Source organism: Sphingobium sp. B7D2B (assembly GCF_025961895.1).
GTDB lineage: Bacteria > Pseudomonadota > Alphaproteobacteria > Sphingomonadales > Sphingomonadaceae > Sphingobium.
In genome coordinates, this window is the sequence record NZ_JAOQOM010000001.1 from 624,592 (window position 1) to 646,792 (window position 22,201).

General features: G+C 64.2%; 12 protein-coding genes. 9 read left to right on the top strand and 3 right to left on the bottom strand.

Annotated features, from left to right (window positions below; genetic code table 11):
- Window positions 1–88 precede the first annotated feature (88 nt).
- The 3 genes from M2341_RS02805 (at window position 89) to M2341_RS02815 (ending at window position 4,791) form a co-directional block, all read left to right on the top strand.
- Entirely contained in the window at window positions 89–2,695 is a 2,607-nt protein-coding gene (locus M2341_RS02805; RefSeq protein ID WP_264584137.1) for a nitrate reductase, read from the top strand.
- Window positions 2,688–3,479, top strand: coding sequence for a uroporphyrinogen-III C-methyltransferase (gene cobA, locus M2341_RS02810; RefSeq protein ID WP_264584138.1), 792 nt, complete (start codon window positions 2,688–2,690; stop codon window positions 3,477–3,479). The genes M2341_RS02805 and cobA overlap by 8 nt, the downstream gene beginning before the upstream one ends.
- 472 nt (window positions 3,480–3,951) lie before the next feature.
- Complete coding sequence (locus M2341_RS02815; protein ID WP_264584139.1) at window positions 3,952–4,791, top strand: dienelactone hydrolase family protein; 840 nt, start codon at window positions 3,952–3,954, stop codon at window positions 4,789–4,791.
- A 207-nt stretch (window positions 4,792–4,998) separates the two neighbouring features.
- Here M2341_RS02815 and M2341_RS02820 read toward each other — a convergent pair whose 3' ends face one another.
- A complete protein-coding gene (locus M2341_RS02820; protein ID WP_264574327.1) occupies window positions 4,999–5,613 on the bottom strand; it encodes a DUF3237 family protein in 615 nt (204 codons plus the stop codon).
- A gap of 465 nt (window positions 5,614–6,078) precedes the next feature.
- Between M2341_RS02820 and M2341_RS02825 the strand changes: the two genes are divergently transcribed.
- The 6 genes from M2341_RS02825 to M2341_RS02850 all read left to right on the top strand — a co-directional run bounded on the left by M2341_RS02825 (window position 6,079) and on the right by M2341_RS02850 (window position 15,221).
- Entirely contained in the window at window positions 6,079–6,792 is a 714-nt protein-coding gene (locus M2341_RS02825; RefSeq protein ID WP_181560778.1) for a FadR/GntR family transcriptional regulator, read from the top strand.
- A gap of 326 nt (window positions 6,793–7,118) precedes the next feature.
- Window positions 7,119–8,582, top strand: a complete 1,464-nt coding sequence (locus M2341_RS02830; RefSeq protein WP_264584140.1) for a carotenoid oxygenase family protein — start codon at window positions 7,119–7,121, stop codon at window positions 8,580–8,582.
- A gap of 120 nt (window positions 8,583–8,702) precedes the next feature.
- Window positions 8,703–11,207, top strand: coding sequence for a TonB-dependent receptor (locus M2341_RS02835; protein WP_264584141.1), 2,505 nt, complete (start codon window positions 8,703–8,705; stop codon window positions 11,205–11,207).
- Window positions 11,208–11,362: 155 nt separating this feature from the next.
- Window positions 11,363–12,973: a carboxylesterase/lipase family protein gene (locus M2341_RS02840; protein ID WP_264584142.1), complete on the top strand. Its 1,611-nt coding sequence runs from the start codon at window positions 11,363–11,365 to the stop codon at window positions 12,971–12,973.
- 265 nt (window positions 12,974–13,238) lie between these two features.
- Complete coding sequence (locus M2341_RS02845) at window positions 13,239–13,775, top strand: ester cyclase (protein ID WP_264584143.1); 537 nt, start codon at window positions 13,239–13,241, stop codon at window positions 13,773–13,775.
- Between the two features lie 240 nt (window positions 13,776–14,015).
- Entirely contained in the window at window positions 14,016–15,221 is a 1,206-nt protein-coding gene (locus tag M2341_RS02850; RefSeq protein WP_264585974.1) for an AsmA family protein, read from the top strand.
- On the opposite strand, the gene M2341_RS02855 is transcribed toward M2341_RS02850, so the two are convergent.
- Window positions 15,218–15,379 carry a hypothetical protein gene (locus M2341_RS02855; RefSeq protein WP_264584144.1) on the bottom strand — a complete coding sequence of 54 codons (162 nt, stop codon included), beginning with the start codon at window positions 15,377–15,379 and terminating at the stop codon, window positions 15,218–15,220. The two genes, M2341_RS02850 and M2341_RS02855, sit on opposite strands and share 4 nt — an antisense overlap.
- 68 nt (window positions 15,380–15,447) lie before the next feature.
- A complete protein-coding gene (locus tag M2341_RS02860; RefSeq protein WP_264584145.1) occupies window positions 15,448–21,987 on the bottom strand; it encodes an autotransporter-associated beta strand repeat-containing protein in 6,540 nt (2,179 codons plus the stop codon).
- Between the last annotated feature and the right edge of the window lie 214 nt (window positions 21,988–22,201).

Genomic DNA, 22,201 nt, shown 5'->3' on the forward strand with positions numbered 1-22,201 from the left:
TGGTGGCGATGCTTCAGCATCGCGCGCTCAGCGCATCATCGGAACTGTCCAGCACCACCCCCTGCCCCTCCTCTGAAGAGGAGGGGAGATGACTGCAATCCGCACCACCTGCGCTTATTGCGGCGTCGGCTGCGGCATTCTCGCGATGCCCACCGGCCCGCGCAGCATGGCGATCAAGGGCGATCCCGATCACCCGGCCAATCGCGGGCGGCTGTGTTCCAAGGGCACGCATCTGGGCGAGACGGTCGGGCTGGAGGGCCGTCTGCTCCACCCGATGATCGGCAACAAGCAGGCCGGCTGGGACAAAGCGCTCGATCTCGTGGCCCGCCGCTTCCGCGAAACGATAGCGCGCCACGGGCCGGACAGCGTCGCCTTCTACGTATCGGGCCAGTTACTGACCGAGGACTATTACGTCGCCAACAAACTGATGAAGGGGTTCATTGGCTCGGCGAACATCGACACCAATTCGCGCCTGTGCATGTCCAGCGCGGTGGCGGGCCATCAGCGCGCGTTCGGCGAGGATATCGTGCCCGCCAGCTATGACGATCTCGATGCGGCCGACCTGATTGTGCTCGTCGGCTCGAATACCGCATGGTGCCACCCCATCGTCTATCAGCGGATCATGGCTGCGAGGGCCGAGCGCGGCACGAAAATCATCGTCATCGATCCGCGCCGCACCGAGACGTGCGAGGATGCCGACCTGCATCTTGCGCTCAAGCCGGGCACGGATGTGGCGCTGATGAACGGGCTGCTCGCGCACTGCCGTCGCGAAGGGCTGGTGGATGCAACGTTTCTCGCCGATCACGTCGCCGCGCCGGAGGCTTTCTGGGAAGCGCTTGAGCGCGACCATGATTTGTGGAGCATCGCAAAGACCTGCGACCTTCCCCCTGCCGATCTCCAGCGCTTCTACGACCTTTTTGCGGCCACGCCGCGCACCGTCACCCTGTTCAGCCAGGGCATCAACCAGTCGATCCGCGGCACCGATCAGGTGAATGCGATCGTCAATGTCCATCTCGCCACCGGCCGCATCGGCAAGCCGGGCGCGGCCCCCTTCTCGATCACCGGCCAGCCCAATGCCATGGGCGGGCGCGAGGTGGGCGGGCTGGCGACGACGCTGGCCGCGCATCGCGGTTTTGGCGAGGAGGACGTGGCCGAGGTCGGACGCTTCTGGGCCGCCGAGCGCATGGCGACCAAGCCGGGCCTCAAGGCAGTGGACATGTTCCGCGCCATTGCGGAAGGGCGCATCAAGGCACTGTGGGTGATGGCGACCAATCCCGCCGTCTCGCTGCCGGATGCCGCCCGCGTGCGCGAGGCGCTGGAGACTTGCCCGTTCGTCGTCGTCTCGGACGTGATGGCCGATACCGATACCACCCGCTTCGCCCATGTGCGCCTGCCCGCCGCTGCGTGGGGGGAGAAGGATGGCACCGTCACCAACAGCGAGCGGCGCGTCAGCCGCCAGCGCGCGGTGCTACCGCTGCCCGGCGAGGCGAAGCCGGACTGGTGGATCATCAAGGAAGTCGGCCGCCGCATGGGCTGGCGCACGGCCTTTGGCTATGCGCATCCGGCGGAAATCTGGCGCGAACATGCCCGCTTGACCACCTATTGCAATGAGGGCGCCCGCCTGCTCGACCTGCGCGACAAGGTGGCGCTGGGCAATGCGGATTATGACGCGCTCGAACCTTTCCAATGGGGCGGCACGCCCTTTGCCGATGGGCGCTTCTCCACCCCGGACGGCAAGGCGCGGCTGGTGCCGGTCGTCCAGCGCGAGGCCGAGGCGCAGTTGCGCGACTGGCCGATGACGCTCAACACCGGGCGTTATCGCGATCAGTGGCATACGATGACACGCACGGGCCTCAGCCCCAAACTCGCCCGCCATCGCGAGGAGCCGCTGGTCGAGGTGCATCCCGCCGATGCCGCTGAACTGGGGCTGGAAGACCGCGCACTGGCGCGCGTGGTGACGCCGCAGGGCGAGAGCCTGTTCCGCGTCGCGCATATGCCCGGCCAGCGCCGGGGCGAGGCGTTCACGCCGATCCACTGGGCCGATTGCCAGTCCACCGGCGGGCGCACCGGCCTGCTCGCGCGCCCGCTGGTTGATCCGCACAGTGGTCAGCCCGGCTTCAAGATGACGCCCGCGCGCGTCGAGCCGGTCGCGGTCGACTGGCGCGGCTTCCTCATCCTCCACGGCTCGGCACTGGGCGCCCCCAAGGCACCGCATTGCCTCTGGGCGACGCGCATCGCCGTGCCCAATGGCGCGCTCTATGAGCTGGCCGGGGAGGGCGATCCCGCCGCGCTTGATGCGGCCCTGCCCCGCGGTCAGCGCATCGAGGCGAGCGATCCCTCACGCGGCACGCGGCGCGTCGCGATCCTGCAGGACGGGCGCCTCGCTGCCGTGCTGTTCGTCACCCGCGACGGCGACCTGCCGGCGCGCGACTGGCTCATCGGCCAGCTTGCCCAGCCGCAGGGGCCGCAGGTGCTCGCTGGTCGCGCACCGGGCGCGCAGGTCGATGTTGGCCCGATCATCTGCGCCTGCTTCGGCGTGGGTCTCCACGCCATCGTCGCGGCCATTCGCGCGCAGGATCGCGTCGATGTCGCCGCCATTGGCGCGGCGCTCGGCGCCGGCACCAATTGCGGCTCCTGCCGCCCCGCCATTGCGCAGCTCATCGCTGCCGAAAAGAAGGAGGCCGTTCATGGCTGAAGCATTTGTACCCGGCACTATCTGGCTCGTCGGTGCCGGGCCGGGCGATCCCGATCTGCTTACCCGCAAGGCCCTGCGCCTGCTCGAACAGGCCGATGTGGTGTTCTACGATGCGCTGGCCGGGCGAGACATTCTCGATCTTGCCCCGCAGGCCGAGCATGTCAGCGTCGGCAAGCGCTCGGGCCGCCACAGCAAGGATCAGGCGACGATCGACCAGCTGATCGTCGCGGCGGCGCTGGCCGGACGGCGAGTGGTGCGCCTGAAGGGCGGGGATCCCTCGATCTTCGGCCGCTCGACGGAGGAACTGACGGCCTGTGCCGCGCATGGCATCCCTGTCTACATCTGCCCCGGCATCACGGCTGCCAGCGCCGCGGCCGCCAGCGGTCTCGTCTCGCTCACCTTGCGCGGTGCGGCACGGCAACTCACCTTCCTCACCGCCCATGCGCGGGGCAAGGAGCCGCTCGATGTGGATTGGACGCGCCTCGCGGCGGGCGAAGCGACGCTCGCCATCTATATGGGCCGCGACGCCGCGCCGGAAATTGCCCGCAACCTGATTGCCGCCGGACTGCCCCCGGAGACACCGGTCATGGTCGCCGTCAATGTCTCCCGCCCGGATGAGCGCCTGCTGCGCGGCCGGCTCGATGCGCTGGCCTTTCTCGTGCGCACCATCGGGCGCGACGATCCCACCCTGCTGCTGATCGGCGATGCGCTGCTGTGCCCGGGGAGCGAGCGCAAGCGCGCCGCGGCGTTGGCGCAGATAGGACAGGCTACCACGCAGGATTGATCTATCGCTCAGATAACAGGGTCGAAATGGCAGCGTCCTTTCGCAACAGGACGCTGTGTCAGGCAATTTTTCCTGATCTGAACTTAAACGATTGTGTAGCGTAACCAATGTCCAGACGCTTGATTTCTCAGGTGTCTGAGGGCGCAGTATCTTCAAAGTTTATGCGCTGCTGAATTTTGGTAGCGATGCAATCACGACGCCCGCCTTGCTTTCACCTTGCAATTGCAGAAAATGGGTTCCAACGAACTCCCGCATGCCAGTGGATCGAATAGCTGGCAGGCGGCTAAATCCTCCATAAGGACTGCATCAGATGTTTAGAAGACTGTCGCTTGAGACGGGTCTGAAATCGATCGGTACCCGCGTTGAGGAGTATGCCATCATCGCAATAGTCGTGGTCGGCCTTAGCTGGCCGGCTTCACTTTTGGCGGCTCCAACTCCGACTCCGGCGGCACCTGTTGAATCGGTCAGGCTTTTGCCGCGTACCGGGCCGTTCACGGTGACGATGGAGACGGTGCCGAGCTTGCCCAACCACGTCGTTTATCGCCCTGAGGGCGTCAAAGGCCGTATGCCGATCGTCGCCTGGGGGAATGGCGGCTGCGCGGCGGTGGGCAATCGCTACCGCAGGTTCCTGACGGATATCGCATCGCGGGGCTTTTTGGTGATTGCGGTCGGGCAGATCGGCGATGCGCGATACGAGACGGATCATGACGCCGAGCCCTACATGCCGACGGGCCCGATCGATTTCAACGCGCCTGGCCCTTCCGAATCCGTGGAACTGAGCAGGGCGATCGATTGGGCTGCGGCGGAGAGCCAGCGTCGCGGTAGCGCCTATTTCAAACGGGTCGACACGCGCCATGTTGCCGTGATGGGCCATTCCTGTGGCGGGCTGCAGGCGCTGGCGGTGACGGTGGCCGATCCTCGGGTGACGACAGCGGTCATCCTCAACAGCGGGGTTTGGTCCACCGGTCCGGGCGGTCTGCCGGGTGCGCGCGTGACCAAAGCCGATCTGGCGCGAGTCAAAGTGCCCATCGCCTATTTCAGCGGCGATCCGTCCGATGGCGCCCATGCGAACAGCAAGGATGATTTCAGCCGGTTGGGCTCTGTGCCGGCGGTCTGGGCCTATCGTGCCGGCGCGGGCCATACCGCGCAATATTGGGGGCCGCCGGATGAAGACGAATATAGCCGGGTGACCGGCGCTTGGCTGCAATGGCAATTACAAGGCGACAAGAAGGCGGCCCAGGTGTTCCGGGGCGCGGATTGTTCGCTTTGCAGTGACAGCAAGTGGACGCTGGCGCGACATGATATTCCCTAGGCGGGACGGATCATCAGTCAGCGCTGATGGCTGCTATAGCGGCTTCTCGTATATGACGAGGAGCCGCTATTTTTTTATCCCGGTTCCACCTGGAAGGAGATCGATCCCGAGCATCCCGACCATCTGGCGTGATGGCTAAGAATGGCCGTCCCCGGGGGGGCGCGACGGCATCAGCCGAGCACACAGCCCCCGGGGCAGCCGGACTTGTTACACCATCGCCCAGTAAGTGAAGATGGATTGAGACTCGCGGCGGTCTGCCTTGCCGACGAAAATCGTGCGGCTCAGCCAGTCGTGCGGGCCAACCGGCGCATCGAAGCGCGGGGTGAGGCCCATATAATATTCGGAAGGATCGACCGGCTCATATTTGCGCATCCGTTCCAGCACCTCTTTGCTGCCATAGCGAACGCCGGTGTTGTGCAGCTCAATAATGGTGCCGTCATCGGCCTCGATCAGGTAGCGGGCGTCGAACCGCACCGTGTCGTCCGGCTTCACCGTCGGCCAATCGCCACCGCTGTGCGGGATGATCTTGCCGTTCAGCTTGGGGCCTTTCACGGTGCCGCCGAGAACACCAACATAGCCGCGATCCATGCCCCAGAAGGTCGGGCCGTAACGCAGGCGCTTGCCCAGCTCGATCTTGATTTCGAATGCGAATTCGAAGCTCGGCGGCGTCAGCGCCTTTCCGGTCATGTCGGAGATCTGCTGCTGCCGCGCGGCCGCTGCGCTCGTTTGGGCAGCGGCCATGGCCGGGAGTGCAGTGGCGACACCAGCAGCGCCGATGCCGGCAGACAACAAGCTGCGGCGCGAAAATGACTCATTACTCATATAGACTTCCTCTCTATCGCCCGAAGGCTCTCGCAGGCTGACGATGGGGATGCAGAAACATGGGTACCGCAGAATTGTCAGACCATAAACACCAGTCGAGGACCGGTGAGGCGGAGCTTGGTCGCAAAAAAACAGATCATTGGCAAGATTGGCGGTCTTGCTGATGGCATGATGGCTCCAATTTCGTACCCCATTCCTGCATGGACAGCCGCGCACATCGGAAAACGGCTGTTGAGCGCCCCGTATTCCGATCTTCTTAGAGCGTCACGAACGCGGGGACGCCCGGTTCCGACCCCGCCGCGCCATCGCAAATCGGCTGAGAGTTCGTCGCGCCAGCGCTCTCTGCACGAGCGGCAAAGGCATAAATTCGCTGCATAATCTGACAGCTTGTGCGCGCCGTGCTGGCTTTAAGGCCGCAATCCGGCTAGCTGACGCTGCAAAACTCGGCGCAACCATGGGTGGGCAATGACAAAATCCGCAACGAACAAGGCGAGCCGCCGGCCGGTGCAGCTGAAGCGGCAGAAAACGAGCCTGCACCGTCGGATCGCGCACGATCTCGGCGTGGCGATCGTAACGGGCAAGCATCATCCCGGCGATATCCTCGCGACTGAGCTCAATGCCAGCGATGAGCTGAGCGTTTCCCGCAGCGCCTACCGTGAGGCGATCCGTGTGCTTGCCGCCAAGGGCCTGGTTGAGTCCCGCCAGCGCACCGGCACCGTTGTCATGCCCATCACGCGCTGGGCGTTGCTTGACCCGGACGTGATGGAGTGGATGTTCGAGGGCGGCGCCTCCACATCCGTGCTCGAGGGATTGGTCGAGATGCGGCTGATCATTGAGCCCGCAATTGCGAGCCTTGCAGCGCAGCGGCGCACGCTCCAGCAGATCGCGAGAATGCGCGAGGCTTTGCAGGACATGGAACGTTTTGGCCTGACAAGCGAGAAGGGACAGGCGGCGAACCGCCAGTTCTATGAAGTGCTGTTACAGGCGACGGCCAATCCCCCGCTGGTCAATCTGGGCAACAGCCTTGGCACTTTTGTGCTGTGGTATACCGAATTTCAGGGCGGCAGCAGCACGCCGCGCGAAACCGTGCGCGAACATTGGGCGCTGTTTGATGCCGTCGCCGCGGGCGCAGCCGAGGAAGCATCCGCTGCCATGGAAGGCCTGATCCGCAGCACCTGACCTGCGACGCGGGCTACCGGGCTCTGCCAATCATAAAGCGCCCTGCCCCGTAGCACTCGCTATTGCGCAGTATATGCCATGAGCATTCTGTGTGGTTTTCCTCAAATTGTCTGTTTTTTTGTGGCCCCGTCCGCGCGATGTTGGTATCGGCGCCGGCGCGTCATGGCCAGACGATCGGCCGGACGGTGAATATTTATAGGGCTGAAGCATCTTAAGATGCTGAAAAGAGATAGATGTGAGGGGCTTGGGATGGCGGGCGGTCAGATAATCGGCGATTCGCTAGATGCGGACCAACTGCGGCGGATTAGCTCTGCCGGAGTCCTGTCATGACCGCTTTTCCTCAGACCATTCATTTCACGGGCCTTAATACGCCTGTTCGCACCGAAGCGTCTGTCCGCAACCTGCTGGTGGAAGGCGAGATCCCGTCCGAGATTGAAGGCGCCTTCTTTCGCGCGGTCCCGGATCCGGCCCACCCGCCCATGTTCGATGACGATCATATCCTGTCGGGAGACGGGATGATCGCGCGTTTCAAGTTCGAACACGGCGCTGTGGATTATGACATTCGCTATGTCGAAACCGCGCGTTATGCGGCCGAGCGCGAAGCCCGGCGCGCGCTGTTCGGCCAGTATCGCAATCCCTTTACCGATGACCCCAGCGTTGCGGGGGTTGATCGCACGGTCGCGAACACGACGCCGCTTTGGCATGCAGGTCGGCTGTTCATGACGAAGGAGGATGGCCGCGCCTATCGCGTGGACCCGACGACCCTGGACACGCTCGGTGCCTGGGATTTCGGCGGCGCCCTCAAATCGGAGACGATGACGGCCCATTCGCGGATCGATCCCGAGACCGGCGAATTGTTTTTCTTCGGCTATGAGGCCGATGGCGAATGTTCGCGGGCGATCGCCTATGGGATTGCCGATCGCGACGGCAACCTGGTTCGCGAGCAGTGGTTCGACCAGCCCTATGGCGGCATGATCCATGACTTTGCGATCACGAAGAGCCGCGCGATTTTCCCGATTTTTCCGACCACCACCGATCTTGAGCGGCTGCGCATCGGCGGGCCGAAATGGGCCCATGAGCAGGACCTGACCTGCCGCGTTGGAATCATGCCGCGCGATGGCGATGTCGCTGCGATGCGCTGGTTCGAAGGCGCGGCTGGCGCGTCTGCTTTCCATATCATGAACGCGTATGATGAAGGCGATCGGGTTCATCTCGATATCTTCGTATCCGACACGAACGCATTTCCGTTCATGCGCGAAGCGGGAGGAATCCAGCGCGCGCAGCAGGAGATCCGCGGTGCCTTCGAACGCTGGACGTTCGACCTCAGCAAGGATGGCTCTTCCTACGAAGGACGGCCGCTCGGCCCTCCGGGCGACATGCCGCGCATTCGCGATGCCGATACCGGCCTGCCGTACAGCTTCGGCTGGTATCTGACGGTCAATCCGAAGGGGCCGCCTCCGCTGCCCGGCGGCCCGGTCGGCATGACCTTCAACATGCTCATCCGCATCGATGTGGCGCATGGCGGGCTCGACGCGCTCGCACTGCCGCCCGGTCACGCAATCAGCGAGCCCGTTCATGTGCCCTCGGCCGCGCCGGGGCATGACGGGTGGCTGCTTGCTGTGGTCGATCGCCAGGTCGGCGATCAGGCCTTCGCCTCGCAGCTATGGGTCATCGATGCTGGCGCGGTCGGGGCGGGGCCGGTTGCCAAGGTGCATGTGCCGCTGCCCTCGCGCGCTCAGGTGCATGGCACATGGGTGCCAGCCACCCAACTGGCGCTGGCAACGACCTGAAACCAAAGCAGTAATTCCGGGCGCCCGGCGCCTTCTTTTTCATTCAGTTTTGCAATCGATTGAAATTCAATGGTTCGGCCCGCTCGTAGAGAGCGGTGCTTTTAGGAGGGAATGAAGACCATGAGCATCTGGCATATCAACGGCGCGACCTGGTTGCGCAACTCCGTCGCGGTCGGCGCGATGGCAATCGCTTGTGCGGCACCCGCCTTCGCGCAGGAGGCGGCTCCGTCGACGGCACCCGTCAATCAGGCGGAACCGACCGCACAGGCCGAGGACGGCATCAGCGAAATCGTCGTGACCGCGCAGTTCCGTGGCCAGAGCGCCCAGAAAACGCCGCTCGCGATCACGGCCTTGTCGGCTGAGACGATCGCCGCGCAGGGGCTGACCACCGTCAGCGATATCGCAGCCCAGGCCCCTAACGTCGTGCTCCAGCCGGCTCCTGCTGGCGCCGGTCCGTCGGTTCAGTCCTTCATTCGCGGCGTGGGCCAGGTGGACTTCAATCCCGCCGTGTCGCCCGGCGTCGGCACCTATATCGACGACGTCTATTACGGCACCATCGCTGGCGCGAACTTCGATCTGGTCGACCTCGATCGCATCGAGGTCCTGCGCGGTCCGCAGGGCACGTTGGCCGGGCAGAACTCGATCGGCGGCTCGGTGAAGCTGTATTCCAAGAAGCCGACCGGCAATGGCGGCGGGTTCATCTCGCTCTCTTACGGAAGCTACAATAATGTGCGCGTGAATGCGGCAGCGGACATGACGCTGGTGCCCGATCGCCTGTTCATGCGCATCACCGGCGTGACCGATCACAAGGATGGCTATGTCACGCGGTACGATTATGCCTGCACGCATCCGGGTACGGAGGTTCCGTCCTTCGCGCGCGATGCGAACTGCAAGCTCGGCACTGAAGGCGGGAAGGCCGTGGCAGCCGGGCGCGTCCAGTTGCGCTGGGTGCCCACTGATGCGCTCGAGGTTAACCTTGCTGCGGACTATGTCAGCGACAAGTCGGAAGGCACGCCGCAGACACTGCTTTATGCCCGCAATGACAGCCTGACGCCCAAGAACAGCATCAATGGCGTCAGCATCGGCACCGCGACCGGCGCGTCGCAATTCATCAGCTATTCCCCGTTCGGCGCGTTCGCTGGCGACAGCTTCAGCACGAGCCCCTATACCAACTACGCGACCTATTGCGACCCGACCCCGAGCAGCCGCTCGGGCGCCTATTGCCTGGATTCAAGCTCGGCGACCAAGGGCGGCGGCGTCTCTCTGACGATCGACTACAAGCTTGCCGACAATGTCTCGTTCAAGTCGATCACAGCCTATCGCAAGCAGAAGATGGAGTTCTCGCAGGATAATGATGCGACGCCCGTCCCGCTGGCGCAGAGCTTCAATGCGCTGACCTATCGCGAGGTGACGCAGGAGCTGCGCGTGAATGCCAGCCTGATGCAGGATGCGGTTAATCTGACGCTCGGCGGCTTCTTCATGGATGAGTTTACTGCGCTGGATTCGCGCATCGACATCCCGCCCTTCGACTTCATCGGGCGGGATCGCGTGCCCGCGAAGACCTATGCCGTGTTCGGCAACGTCGACTGGAGCGTGACCGACAAGCTGCAGCTGATCGGCGGGCTGCGCTACTCGAAGCAGGAAAAGACCTTCAAGTTCGGCCGCCTCGGCGTGCCGGGCACGCAGCTCGGCGGCCATCCCGATGGCCCGCCCTATCTGCCCTGCCCCGAAGCGGGCGGGACGATCGTCAATGTGGCGGTCTGCCCGGTGAATGGCGCCTCGGGCACCTTCAAGGGCGACAATGTCGATTATCGCATTGCAGCGCAGTACCAGTGGACCCCCACGATCATGACCTACGCGTCGGTCGCGACCGGCTTCAAGGGCGGCGGCATCAACCCGCGGCCGTACAATATCTACCAGGTCATCCCGTTCGCGCCCGAAAAGCTGACCTCCTATGAGGTTGGCTTCAAGAGCGACCTGTTCGACCGCAAGCTGCGCGTCAACGGCAGCTTCTTCTATGGCAACTACACCGATCTCCAGCTCCCGGTCAGCGCGTGCCCGGCCAACCCGGCTTATCCGGATGTGCCTCTGGCAAGCTATGCACAGCCGTGCAGCGCGCTGCTGAACGTCGGCAAGGCGGTGACCAAGGGCGGCGAACTGGAGCTGACCGCTCGCCCGACCAGCAACCTGACGCTGCAAGCCGCGGTTGGCTACATCAACATCGGCTTCAAGTCGCTGCAGGCGACGGCGATCAGCGCCGGCACCACGCTGGACTCCAAGTTCCCGCTGATCTCCGACTGGAAGGGCAGCGCGAGCGCCCAGTATCGCATCGATACGGCCAATTTCGGCACTCTGACGCCACGACTGGACATGACGTTCCAGTCCAGCTTCCAGACGTCGATCCCCAATACGACGTTCAACAAGGTGCCCGCCTATACGCTGCTCAATGCAGGCCTGACCTGGGATGCTCCGGGCGGCGATTGGCAGGTGATTGCGAACGTCATGAACCTGACGAACAAGCTTTATTACTACGCTTATCTGGATAACCGTGCGACCAATGGCACGGTGAACGGCTTCCCGGCCGCGCCGCGGCAGTGGCGCCTGACTGTGAAGCGTTCGTTCTGATGATCGGCGGCGGGGCGGCGGTTGCGATGCGACCTCTGCCCTGCCTCGAGAACCACAAGATGAAATAGGGTGGAGGCGGCAGGGTGAAAGTCGGTCGGAGAGCGATATTAACGGGCGGCGCCGCAATCGTCGCTGCCAGCACCCAGACCCCTCGCATGGCAGCCGCCGCTGTTGCTCCCTCGCGCACTGGCGGGCAGGCGGTATCCGCAGGCCGGGATACGGCACGCGTGGAAACGCAATCGGGGACGTTGGCCGGCTATCGGCAAGGCGACGTCCTGACCTTCAAGGGCATTCCTTATGCGGATGACACGGCCGGGCCAAATCGCTTCCTGCCGCCACGTCCGCCCCGTCCATGGTCGGGTGTGCGCAGCGCGCTGAGCTTCGGACCGGTCTGTCCACAAGATCGCGGATCGGGGCGGGCCAATGACGAAGAAGCGTTCATTTTTCAATGGAATGACAGCTACGAGCGCGAAGACTGCTTGCGGCTCAATATCTGGACGCGCGGCGATGCCGGTCGCCCCCGACCCGTGATGGTCTGGCTGCACGGCGGCGCGTTCATCGCCGGATCGGGCCATGACCTGCCCGCCTTCGACGGCCATAATCTGGCCGACCTGCACGACGTGGTGGTGGTCACGTTGAACCATCGGCTCAACGCGCTCGGGTTTCTCGATCTGTCGACGTTCGATTCCGCCTTCGCGGACTCCGGCAATGTCGGTCTGCTCGACATCGTAGCCGCGCTGCAATGGGTGCGCGACAATATCGTAGCGTTCGGCGGCGATCCGGCGCGCGTCACGCTGTTCGGCCAGTCCGGCGGCGGACGCAAGGTTGCGGCGCTGATGGCCATGCCCCAGGCGCGCGGGCTGTTCCATCGGGCGATCGTTCAGAGCGGCTATGTCCCCACCGGCGTGACGGTAGACGAGGCTGCGAGCCTGGCCGCCGCAACGCTCGCTGAACTGGGCATTGCGAGGACGTCGGCGCGCGCCGTGCAGGATGTGCCCTATCCGCAATTGCTTGCGGCATCGAATGCGGCAGCGCGGCGGCTCAATCCCAAGCTTGCGGGAAGCCCCATCGATCCGCGAAATTTGCCGCGCTTCTCATTTGGGCCGGTTATCGGCGGGGCCACTCTTCCCGGCGGCGTGCTCTCCGATGGCGCACTGGCGAATTCCGCGCATGTGCCGCTGATCGTCGGCACCACGCTCAACGAATTCGCAACCGGCATCAACGACCCGGCGTTCGAGGCTTTATCGGCAGCGCAATTGCGGGAACGGGTCACCGGCCTGTTCGGCGATCGTGCGGACGGCATTATCGAGGCCTTCAAAGGTCGCACGCCGCATGCTTTGCCCTGCGATCTATGGTCACGCATCGCGACCGCGCCGCTGCGCCTCAGCGCGATGGAATTCGCCCGTCGCAAGGCCGCCATCGGCGGAGCAGGCGCATGGCTGTACCAGTTCGCACGCCCTGCGCCGGTGCTGGATGGCCGGCCACGCGCATTCCATTGTGCAGATATACCCTACGCGTTCGCCAATGCCGAACGCTGCGCCACGATGACCGGAGGGGACGCGGCCGCGCTGAAGCTGTCCAATATCATGGCCGGCGCCTGGACCCGATTTGCCGGGACCGGTGACCCCAACGGACCGGGTTTGCCGCGCTGGGCGGCTGCAAATCGAGACCGACCTGCGACCATGATCTACGACGATCAGACCCGGCTCGACACCGGCAGCGACCACGCCGAACTGGCAACCGTCGCGGCTGCCTTGCGTGACTGAGCAGTCGCGGGAATTCTCAAGGTGTCGCCGTGACGGGGCCGTCGGGAGCGAGTGCGAGACACTTGATCAATACTCTGGTTTTTAAGGCCGGAGCTCCCAGCGCAAAGCCGCTTTCGCCCAAAGATGGTAAAATCGTTCGCCGCTGGCGCAGATTATTGTCGTTTCACAACAGAGTGTTGCCTCGCCATCCGATCTCTAAACGAGAGGAATTGGTGGCGCTTAAAAGTCCTACCTTTTTCCGCCTCTGTCATGCTAGGCTTCTCCCATGATATCGATCCTGCTCGCTACCGCTCTTGCCATGGCCCCGGACTCGACGCCGGCTGTGGCCCCGCCCTCATCCCAAGAAGCGCCGGCGGCAGCGCCGTCCGTTCCTACGGATCACGCTGCCTTGCTCGCCAGCAAGGACCCCAAGCTCGCGCGGAACAAGCGGCTGGTGTACGACATGTACCGGATCGTGCTCGTGGCTGGTCAGGTCGATCGCGCGCACGAGTTCATCGCGAAGGATTACATCCAGCATAATCCCAATGCCGCCCAGGGTTTGACCGGCGTGATGGATTATGTCCGCTCCTCGCGCCCGCAGCGGCCTGTGGAGGCAAAATTGAGCCTCCCCATGGTCGACATCACGGCGGAGCGGGACAAGGTCGTCATTGCATTTGTGCGCCCCGAAAAGGATGCGAACGGGCAGACCTATTACACGACCTGGTTCGACATGTTCCGGATCGAAAACGGCAAGATCGCGGAGCATTGGGACCCGATGCTGAAGGGCGAACCCAAGGTTGACCCAAATCAGAAGAAGCTCTGACTGCTAAAGGGAATCCCGTGAGCTGCGAGAAGCGCGCGGGTAGCGTTCGGCCGCAATGTCAAGTGTCTCAACTGCGCCTATTGCCCTGCGTCATTTCCAGAGCTTGGAGAACCAAAGCGATAAAATCCTGACACATGATCCGCCGCTTGCAGTTGAGCGACGTCAGCTCAATCAGCCGCGCCCTCCTTTGCGCTGACGGCTCGGCTCGCGCAACGGCGTGGCGGCTGGCATTTCAGCCGCATCGCAGGGCAGCTTGGCGAGACCGATCTCAGCGGCAGCCTCACGCTCGATCAACGCGGCGCCCGTCCGCGCGTCGTCGCGTCTCTGGCGTCCGGGGCCCTGCATCTGGCGGACGGCATGGCTGTGCTGGGGCTGCGCACGGCGACGTCCCCATCCGATGGCGAAGGCCGTCAACCCGTCGCCTCATTGCTGCCGGATGCCACCCTGTCTCCCGAAGCGTTGCGCAGTTTCGATGCTGTGGTCGACTATAAGGCCGAGCAGATCGAGGGCGTCGGGGACGCGGGCTCCGTGCTCAAGCCCGCGCATCTCGCCATGCGGCTCGCGCTGATCGATGGGCGGTTCATGCTGTCGCCGGCCAGTGTCGATCTCGCCGGCGGGTTCGTCTCATCGGATATCTACATTGATGCGCGATCCGCCCCGGCGCTTGCCCGCTACGATATTCGCCTCTCGCCGACGCCGATGGGGCCGCTGCTGGCCGGCTGGGGCCTCGCCCCGCGCGAGACGACGGCGCTGGCGCGCGGGCGCATCCAGCTGAGCGGGCGCGGCGAGACCCTGCGCGAGACGCTCGGTCATGCCGATGGCCGCATCGCCCTGGTGCTGCCGGCAGGGCGCGTGGGCATGGCGCGGGCAAGCGCCTCGGAGCTGGATATGACCAATCTGCGTGCTGCGATGTTCGGCACGCGCAGCGGCAACGGGGTGGATTCGGGGGGAGGCATGTTCTGGGGCCTCGGTCAGCGCCTCGGGATCGGCGGCGATAAGGCGGGGGCAGATGACGCGACCCACCTCAATTGCGGGCTGATCGCCTTTTCGGTCCGCGACGGGCTGGCGACGGCCGACCCGATCCTGATCGATACCGATGGTCATGTCGTCACCGGGCGCGGCGAGTTCGATCTGCGGGGCGAGCGGCTCGATCTGCGCTTGCAGGCGCAGGGCAAGAGCCGCGAATGGTTCGGTCGCCCCGCGCCGATCCTGATCGGCGGCACGCTGGCCGCGCCGACCGTGCTGCGCGAGCCGGTCGATCTGTTCCGGCCGCAGCGCTTGTTCGGCTTTTCGATGATGCTGCCGGATGTGCGGGCCATCTTCGGCTTTGTCGACCCGGACGAAGCGCAGGCGCCGGCTTGCGGGACGCTGCTGCGCGGCGGAGCGACGGCCGACGTGGCGGCGGCTGGCCCGGCGCCGAAGCCTGCGGAACTGGCCTTGCGCTAAGCGGGCGGGGCGGCTGCGGCGTGGCGTCGGTCTGCCAGCCAGAGCGACAGGCCGGTCAGGCCGTGCAACAGAACGATCATCGTGAGCAGGAAGAAGGTGGCGCTGACAAAGCCCGGGAGGAGCAAGACCTCGATCGCGCATAAAAGGAACACCGCCATGGTGAGACGTTCAATCCTCCTTCCCCCTGTGTTGCAGGCGGCCCGCGTAAGCGGACCGCCTGTCGTCTTCAGAATTGGACGCGGACGCCGCCGTTTACGCGGTAGCTGCTTTGCGAGCCGGCATTGCCGTCCAGGTTCAGCTGGACCTTCTGGCTCAGCCGCATCTGGAGACCCAGGCCGCCGAAGACGCGGTCCTGCGCCAGGCCCGGCGTGCCCACGGATACGACGATCGGGTCGAACGCGCCATCAGCGACCACCTTGGTGAAGTCGTCGCCAAAGTCGTGGACGTAGCCAACCTTTGCGTAGCCGGTGAGCGCCGATGCGAACGCATAACCCAGCTTCGCGTCCAGCTTTGCCACAGCATCGTGGCGTTTCATCCGCCGGATGTTGAATTGATCCAGGCCCGCAGTCGACACCCGCTCGGAAAACGCGTCGCGCAGCTGCCGCAGGCCCAGCACCTCGGCCGTTGCATCGAAGCTAATGCGGCCTTGGGTCGTCACGTACTGGACGCCACCGCCATACATCATCACCGAACCGCCAACCGACGAGAAGGCTGCGCTGCCGCCCAGGATCGACCGGTCGCCCTTGGTCTTGAAGTCACCATAGACGAACCGACCCAGAACGCGGAACGACTGGTCGCCGTCCAGAGGCAGCGATACGCCGAGGCCGAACTGGTTGCCGTCCAAGTCCGCGTTGATCGTTTCGTTCTGGAAGCCGCCCGTGTTGTGGCCGTACCACAGGCTCAGCTGGGCAAAGGGCAGGTCGCGGGCAAAGCCGATGTTGAACGCCGTGTCGTTGAAGCTGTTGCGCTGGTATCCTGCAGCTGTCGTACCCTTGAGGCTCTGATGCTGGACCGACCCCGTGGCGATCGTCTTGCCGGGTGACAGTCGATCATAATCGCCCAGTTCAGGCAGATTATTAAGAGCCGCCACCTTCATCGCGTCGGCAATGCCGCCATAGCCGCCGGGCGACCAGCGGGTCAGCACGGCTTCCAGGGCAGCTGTTCCGCCGGTCGCCAGGGCAGACGTCAGCGATCCGAGCAGATTGCCGCCATAATATTGGGACACGCCGCCATTGTTGCTGACAAGGATGCCTTCCATTGCTGCCTGCCCGACAGGGCTGGCAGAAACGGCTGCGGCGAAGCTGGCAGGGGTATAGCTGCCAAGGCCGTAGAGCGTGCCGTTCGACAGGTTGAACATCAGATTCTCATTTGCATCGAGGCTGGTGACCGAACCGAACTGGCCGCTCACGCTGCCCGGCGCAAAGCTGAACAGACGGACACCCTTGCCAAGAGGAAGGACAAAGTCGTCCGACCCGCCCGAGTTTCCGACGACCATCGCTGCGCTGCCCTGAATGGTTAGTTTGCCGCGCACGATGAGTTCATCGTGGCCGCCAGCGACGCCCGCGCCGGCCAGACCGTCGACCTCCATCAAGGTGGACGAGTTGTTGGCCAGCGTGAGGTCGCTAAAGGTCATGACGCCCGGGGAGTTGCCGGGGGAGAGAATTCCCGCGCTGGCTCCACCGATGATGGTTTGACCGTTGATCGTGCCATTGCCGGTCAACTGGCTGCCGCCATTGACGTAGATGACCTGACCGGTCAGCGTGCCGCCTGTACCGCCCACGCCCATGGCGAGGCCATTGCCCAGATGGACGACGGCGCCACCGCTGGCCGTCACCGTTTTGGCCGTTGCGGTTCCTTCCAGGTTCAAGCGGCTCTCGGTGATCTGGAGGTCGGTCGTCGTCACCGAACCGGTGGCCGCAACATTGAGCGTGCTGTCCGGCTCCACGACGAAGGAGCCATCCGTTGAGTTCACTGCGCCCTCGATGGTGAGCGCGCCGCTGGCCAGCCGGATATTGCCGGTGCCCTTCATCTGGCCAAAGAAGGTGCCGCCCGTCGCCAGGGTGAGATAGTTGGCACCCAGGTCAAGCAGGCCCGACCCAGTGAGGTTGTGGATGGTCTGGTCAGCCTTCAGGGTAAGCGTGGCAATCGCGGCGATGTCCACGGTCAGTGCATTGTCGAGGATGCCTGCATTCTGGACGGTCAGGCCGCCCTGCTCGATGCTGAGCATGATCGGTGCAAACGTGTCGACACCACCTGCGAGCGTCAGCGTTGCCGCACCGGTCTTGGTGACCGTGCCCGAGCCAAAGATGGAGCCGGCATAGGTGCCATCCCGGGTCTGGTTGATCGTCATCCCGCTTGCGCCGATTTCGATCTGCCCGCCCTCGCCCGAAAGCGAGCCGACCGAGAGGCCGTGCAAGGCCGTGAGGCTGCCGGCGTTCTGCTCGTAGCTCCCGGCTACCACCAGATTGGTGTCGGCGTTGATGGTGCCTGCATTGCGGAGGCTGCCGAACTGTGGCGTGGAGCCGGCGTTCAGGGCGATCTGGCCGCCAGCATTGTTGGCGACGAGACCAGTCACGGCGAGCGGCGATGAAGCCGTCACGGCGCCGGCATTGTCGAGGCTGGCCAACAGGGTCGATCCGGCGCCATCAAACGTCATGGTGCCGCCGGCCTGGTTGCTGACATCGCCATCCACCTGCAAATTGCCGCTGCTCGAGAAGCTACCGCTATTGGAGAGCTTGCCGGCAATACCGGCATTCGCGCCTGCGGAGACGGTAAAGCTTCCTTGGGCGCTGTTGCTGACATCGCCATTGGCGATGAGAAGCGCATTGATCGTGGCGCTGCCGCTGTTGTCGATCGTGTTCAGGCCGATCGTTGCATTGGCGGTGAGCGTCCCGGCGTTGCTGATCGACGTGATGACATCGTCGGTGCCGAGGGTGAAGGTGGCATTCTCACTCACAGATACCGCCAGCGTGTTGGCAAGAGTGCCGCCCCCGGTGGTGTCGATTTCGCCGGCCTCAATGGTGAGCGGACCAGTGAAGTCGCTCACGCCGGTCAGGGCAAGCTTCCCCGCACCCTGCTTGGTCAGCGCGCCCGCGCCGGTGATGGCGCCGGCGTAGCTGCTGTTTCCGGATTGATCGAGGATCAGCACATTACCGACCGTGCCGGCCAGGCCGCCGAGCTGGATCACGCTCTCATCGCCGCCGGTCAGGCCTGCCGTGACGATCTTGCGGGTCACCGCGCCTTCCGTGGCTTCGGGCGTCGAGCCCACCACGAAGAGCAGCCCATCGTTGTTCAACGTGCCCGCCGTAGTGAGGTCGGCCTGCATTGCAAGGACGCTGCTATTGTCCACGCTGGCTGCATTGACGTCGTTCGACATCATGAGCGTGCCGCTGTTGGCGATGGCGCCCGTTGTGGCGCCGCCGGCCAGCAGCAATCGTCCGGCGTTGGTGATCGCGCCGCTGGTGACGGCACCCTGCGCCGTCATGGTGCCATCGGCCGAGACCTGAACGGTGGTCAGCGTCTCGTCGCCTGCGAGCAGCAGTGAGCCGGCGTTGACGGCAACCGACCCGCCAGTGCTGGCGTTCATCAAGCGACCGACCTTGCCGTTCAGCTTGGTCGAAACTGTGCCGCCGCCAACGGTGATGCCGCTGAGCGTGTTGGTGGCGGTCAGATAAAGGGCGCCTGTGAAGCCATCGCTGTTCACGTTGAGCGCGCCGTTGGAGAGGACACCGTTCATGACAGCATAATCGCTGTTCGCGACATTGTCATAGACGGCAATATTGCCGGTCCCGCCATTCATGTTGATGCTGTTGCGGAAGGTGACGATGCCGGTTGCATCGGCCGCATCGGAGCCGAACATGAGTGTTTGGCCGTTAGCGAGGAACCCGCCTGCGTTCCAGTACAGGGTCGGGCCAACGCCGGAGTTCAGCGAACCCAGGTTGACGGTCAGGCCCTCCGCGGTTGCGGCAAAGCCGCCGCTGCCCTTGGTTGCACCCGTCGAGTCTGTCCATGAAATCTGGCTCGGGTTGAACCCGACCGAGCGGATGAAATTGCCCGAGGTGAGGAGCACGCCGGCGTTCGTGAGGCTGAGGTCATTCTGCCCCGACGCGCCGATCGTGCCGGCGCCGCTGAACAGGATGTGGCTCGATGCGTGGATGCCCACGCCATCATCGGCCCGCAATGTGCCGCCATTGATGTCGGTGGTGCCGCTATAGGTGTTTGCCGCCTGGAACTGAACCAGACCGCCACCCGCAATGCGGATGCCTGCGCCGTTCCCGGCCGCAAGGCTGGTTCCGGAGATGCTGGTGGCGCTGTCGTCCGCAATCGAGTCCCGGAAGGTGATGGTGTTTCCGACACCGGGCGACAGCGTGACGGAGGAACCGCGCATCATGAAGAGCGCGCCACCGGCGGACTGGCCTGCCGCACCACCATTGGTGCTTGAGCCGCCCACAGACGAATTGTTCTCGAAGATCGAGTTGCCCTGAATGAACAGCGTGCCGCCCTCGCGGACGAAAATGGCACCGCCGAAGCCGGAACCGCCGCCGCCGCCGACACCAGCCGACGAGCCATTGCCGGCGCCGAACCCGCCCGTGCCGCCATCGCCATCAGATCCTTCGATGCTCTGGCCGTTCTGGCCGCCAGCGCCACCCGCGCCGCCGGAACCACCGCCTGCGCCGAAGCCGCCCGTGCCGCCGTTGCCGCCGGAACCGCCTTCGCCGCCGTCCGTGATCCCGGTCGCGCCGGCACCGCCCGAGCCGCCCGAGCCGCCGGCCCCACCGCCGAAGAAGGTGCCGCCGTTACCGCCTTTCCCGCCCTGGCCGCCACTGCCGCCATGGCCGACCTTGCCTTGCGCGAGGTCGATATTCCAGGTGACGAGATTGGCGGTGTTAAGCGCAAGCTGCACGCCGACTGCGGCGACCTCGACGTAGAATGACGCCGACAGCGCTGCTGCAGGGGGGAAGTTGGCAAGAGCCGCGGCCCCTTGCGCAATCTTCAGCCCCAGGTTGATGCCGTCCTGTGCAACGGCATTGATGAGGCTGGTGTTGAAGGGCTTGCCACTGCTGCCACTGCCACCTTTGCCGCCATCGCCGCCGGCACCGTTGGCACTTGCGCCCCCGTTATAGCCATTGGTTCCGGCGGACCCTTCGCCATCGACGAGGATGGAGTTGAAGGAACTGCCCGACTGACCGTTGCCACCGTTGGAGCCCGCGGGCGCCGAGGTGGTCAGGCCGTTCATGGCACCGCCCTTGTTGAGATTGGCTGCCTCCGGATCGATCCGGTAGGAGACGGTATTGGTTGCGGTGTCGATCGCGGTAATCACCGCGTTGGCCGGAATAGCCGAATCCCCGACCAGCAAGCTGCCAACGGTGAGGCCGGAAACCGAGGCGAGGCGGATGGTCTTTGCCGCGCTATTTACGCTCAACACCGGATCGCTGGTGAGCACGAACTTGCCGGCGGTGATCGCCGAGACGCCATTGGCGCCAATGACGTTGCTCAGCGTCACCTGCTTGGTGTCGGGGTCGATCCCGGTGATCGTCGTACCGGCTGGAATGCCGGTTCCCGAAACGGTCTGACCCACCGCGAAGCCCGCGATGGAGCCCACCTGGATGGTCGCGCTGCCGCTCCCGTTCGAGATCAGGGGGCTGAAGGATGCCTTCAGCGACGTCACCTGCTGGAGGTCGATCGCGTTCGAAAGGGTGACGACACCGCTGTTCAGATCGACAGCCGTAACGACGGTGTTGGCCGGAACGCCCGCGCCCTGGACGGTCATGCCCACGGCAAAGCCGCCTAGCGGTCCGGTTGGCGTAATCGTGTTCGAAAGCGTCGAGCTGGAGGCCGACTGGAAACGTGTTACCGCGAAGGCCGATACAGCCGGCGTGTCGATCGGGCCGTTCGCGGAAATCGACTCATTGAGCACATAGGAAGTGACTTTGTTGTCACTGTTATAGTTGACCTGACTGACCGTAGCAGTCCGCGTGACGTTATTGGTGTCCTTGTAATAGACCGTCTGGCCCCTCATCACATCGGCAGCCGCCGCCGGGGCGCTCAGAGTGACGGTGTTGCCGCCGCTCAGCAGGCCGCTGACGACGTTGGAGGAATCGATCGCGATGCCGCCTGACAGACTTATTTCATTAAGCGTCCCATAAGCGTTGCTGCCGGCGGGATTGATCTCCGTGATCGTCGCGTTCACCTGGCCGACCGAGCCGTCACCGAGCTTTTGGGCAATACCTGCGCCGGCCTGAATGAGCGTATTGTCTCCGATCGAAATGATCTTGTTGACGACGAACTGCCCGTTTCCATTGTAAGTCACGTCGCTCAATGTCGGCTGCAAAATGCTGGCAGCGGACGCATCTGCCGAGGCGCCGACAACTGACACCGCGATCGGCGCGACCGACGACGTGGCAATTCCACCGCCTTCGCCGCCTTTGACGTGATTGTTCGCAAAGCTCACATTATTCAGCGTTAGGGTTGCGCCGCTATCAATGAAGAACACGCCGCCAAGACCGGCACCACCGCCCGAGCCGGCGCCGCCTTCGGTGCGGAAGTTGGTGTAAACCGTCTGGCGATCAGCCTCTCCGACAGCGACGCTGTTCCCGACCACGTTGCTATTGCCGGACAGCGCCGCGTTGCCGGAGACCACTTTTCCGGTGCCGTTCTGGCCATCGACGATGATCGGATCACTGCTCTGAGCAGACGCGGCGGATGAAGCCGCCACCAACAAGGCCGTGACACCGGCCGACACGAGAAACTTGGCTTGCTTGTTCATGATTTCCCCCAAAGTACTGAAAAATTTAGATGTAATCGTTGCGCGCGGCAGCAGCAGGGCGTAAAGCGCCGCTTCTGCCCCGTTGGTTTTTCAGCGAGTGCTGTGGTCGATTGGCCAAGGCTTTGGCCTCAGCGCCCCCGCTGAGGCTGCCCGCCGCGTTCCAGTTGGCTGCGTGGTTGCCCAATCCGCTGTGACAGAAAGGCCAGTCTCCCTC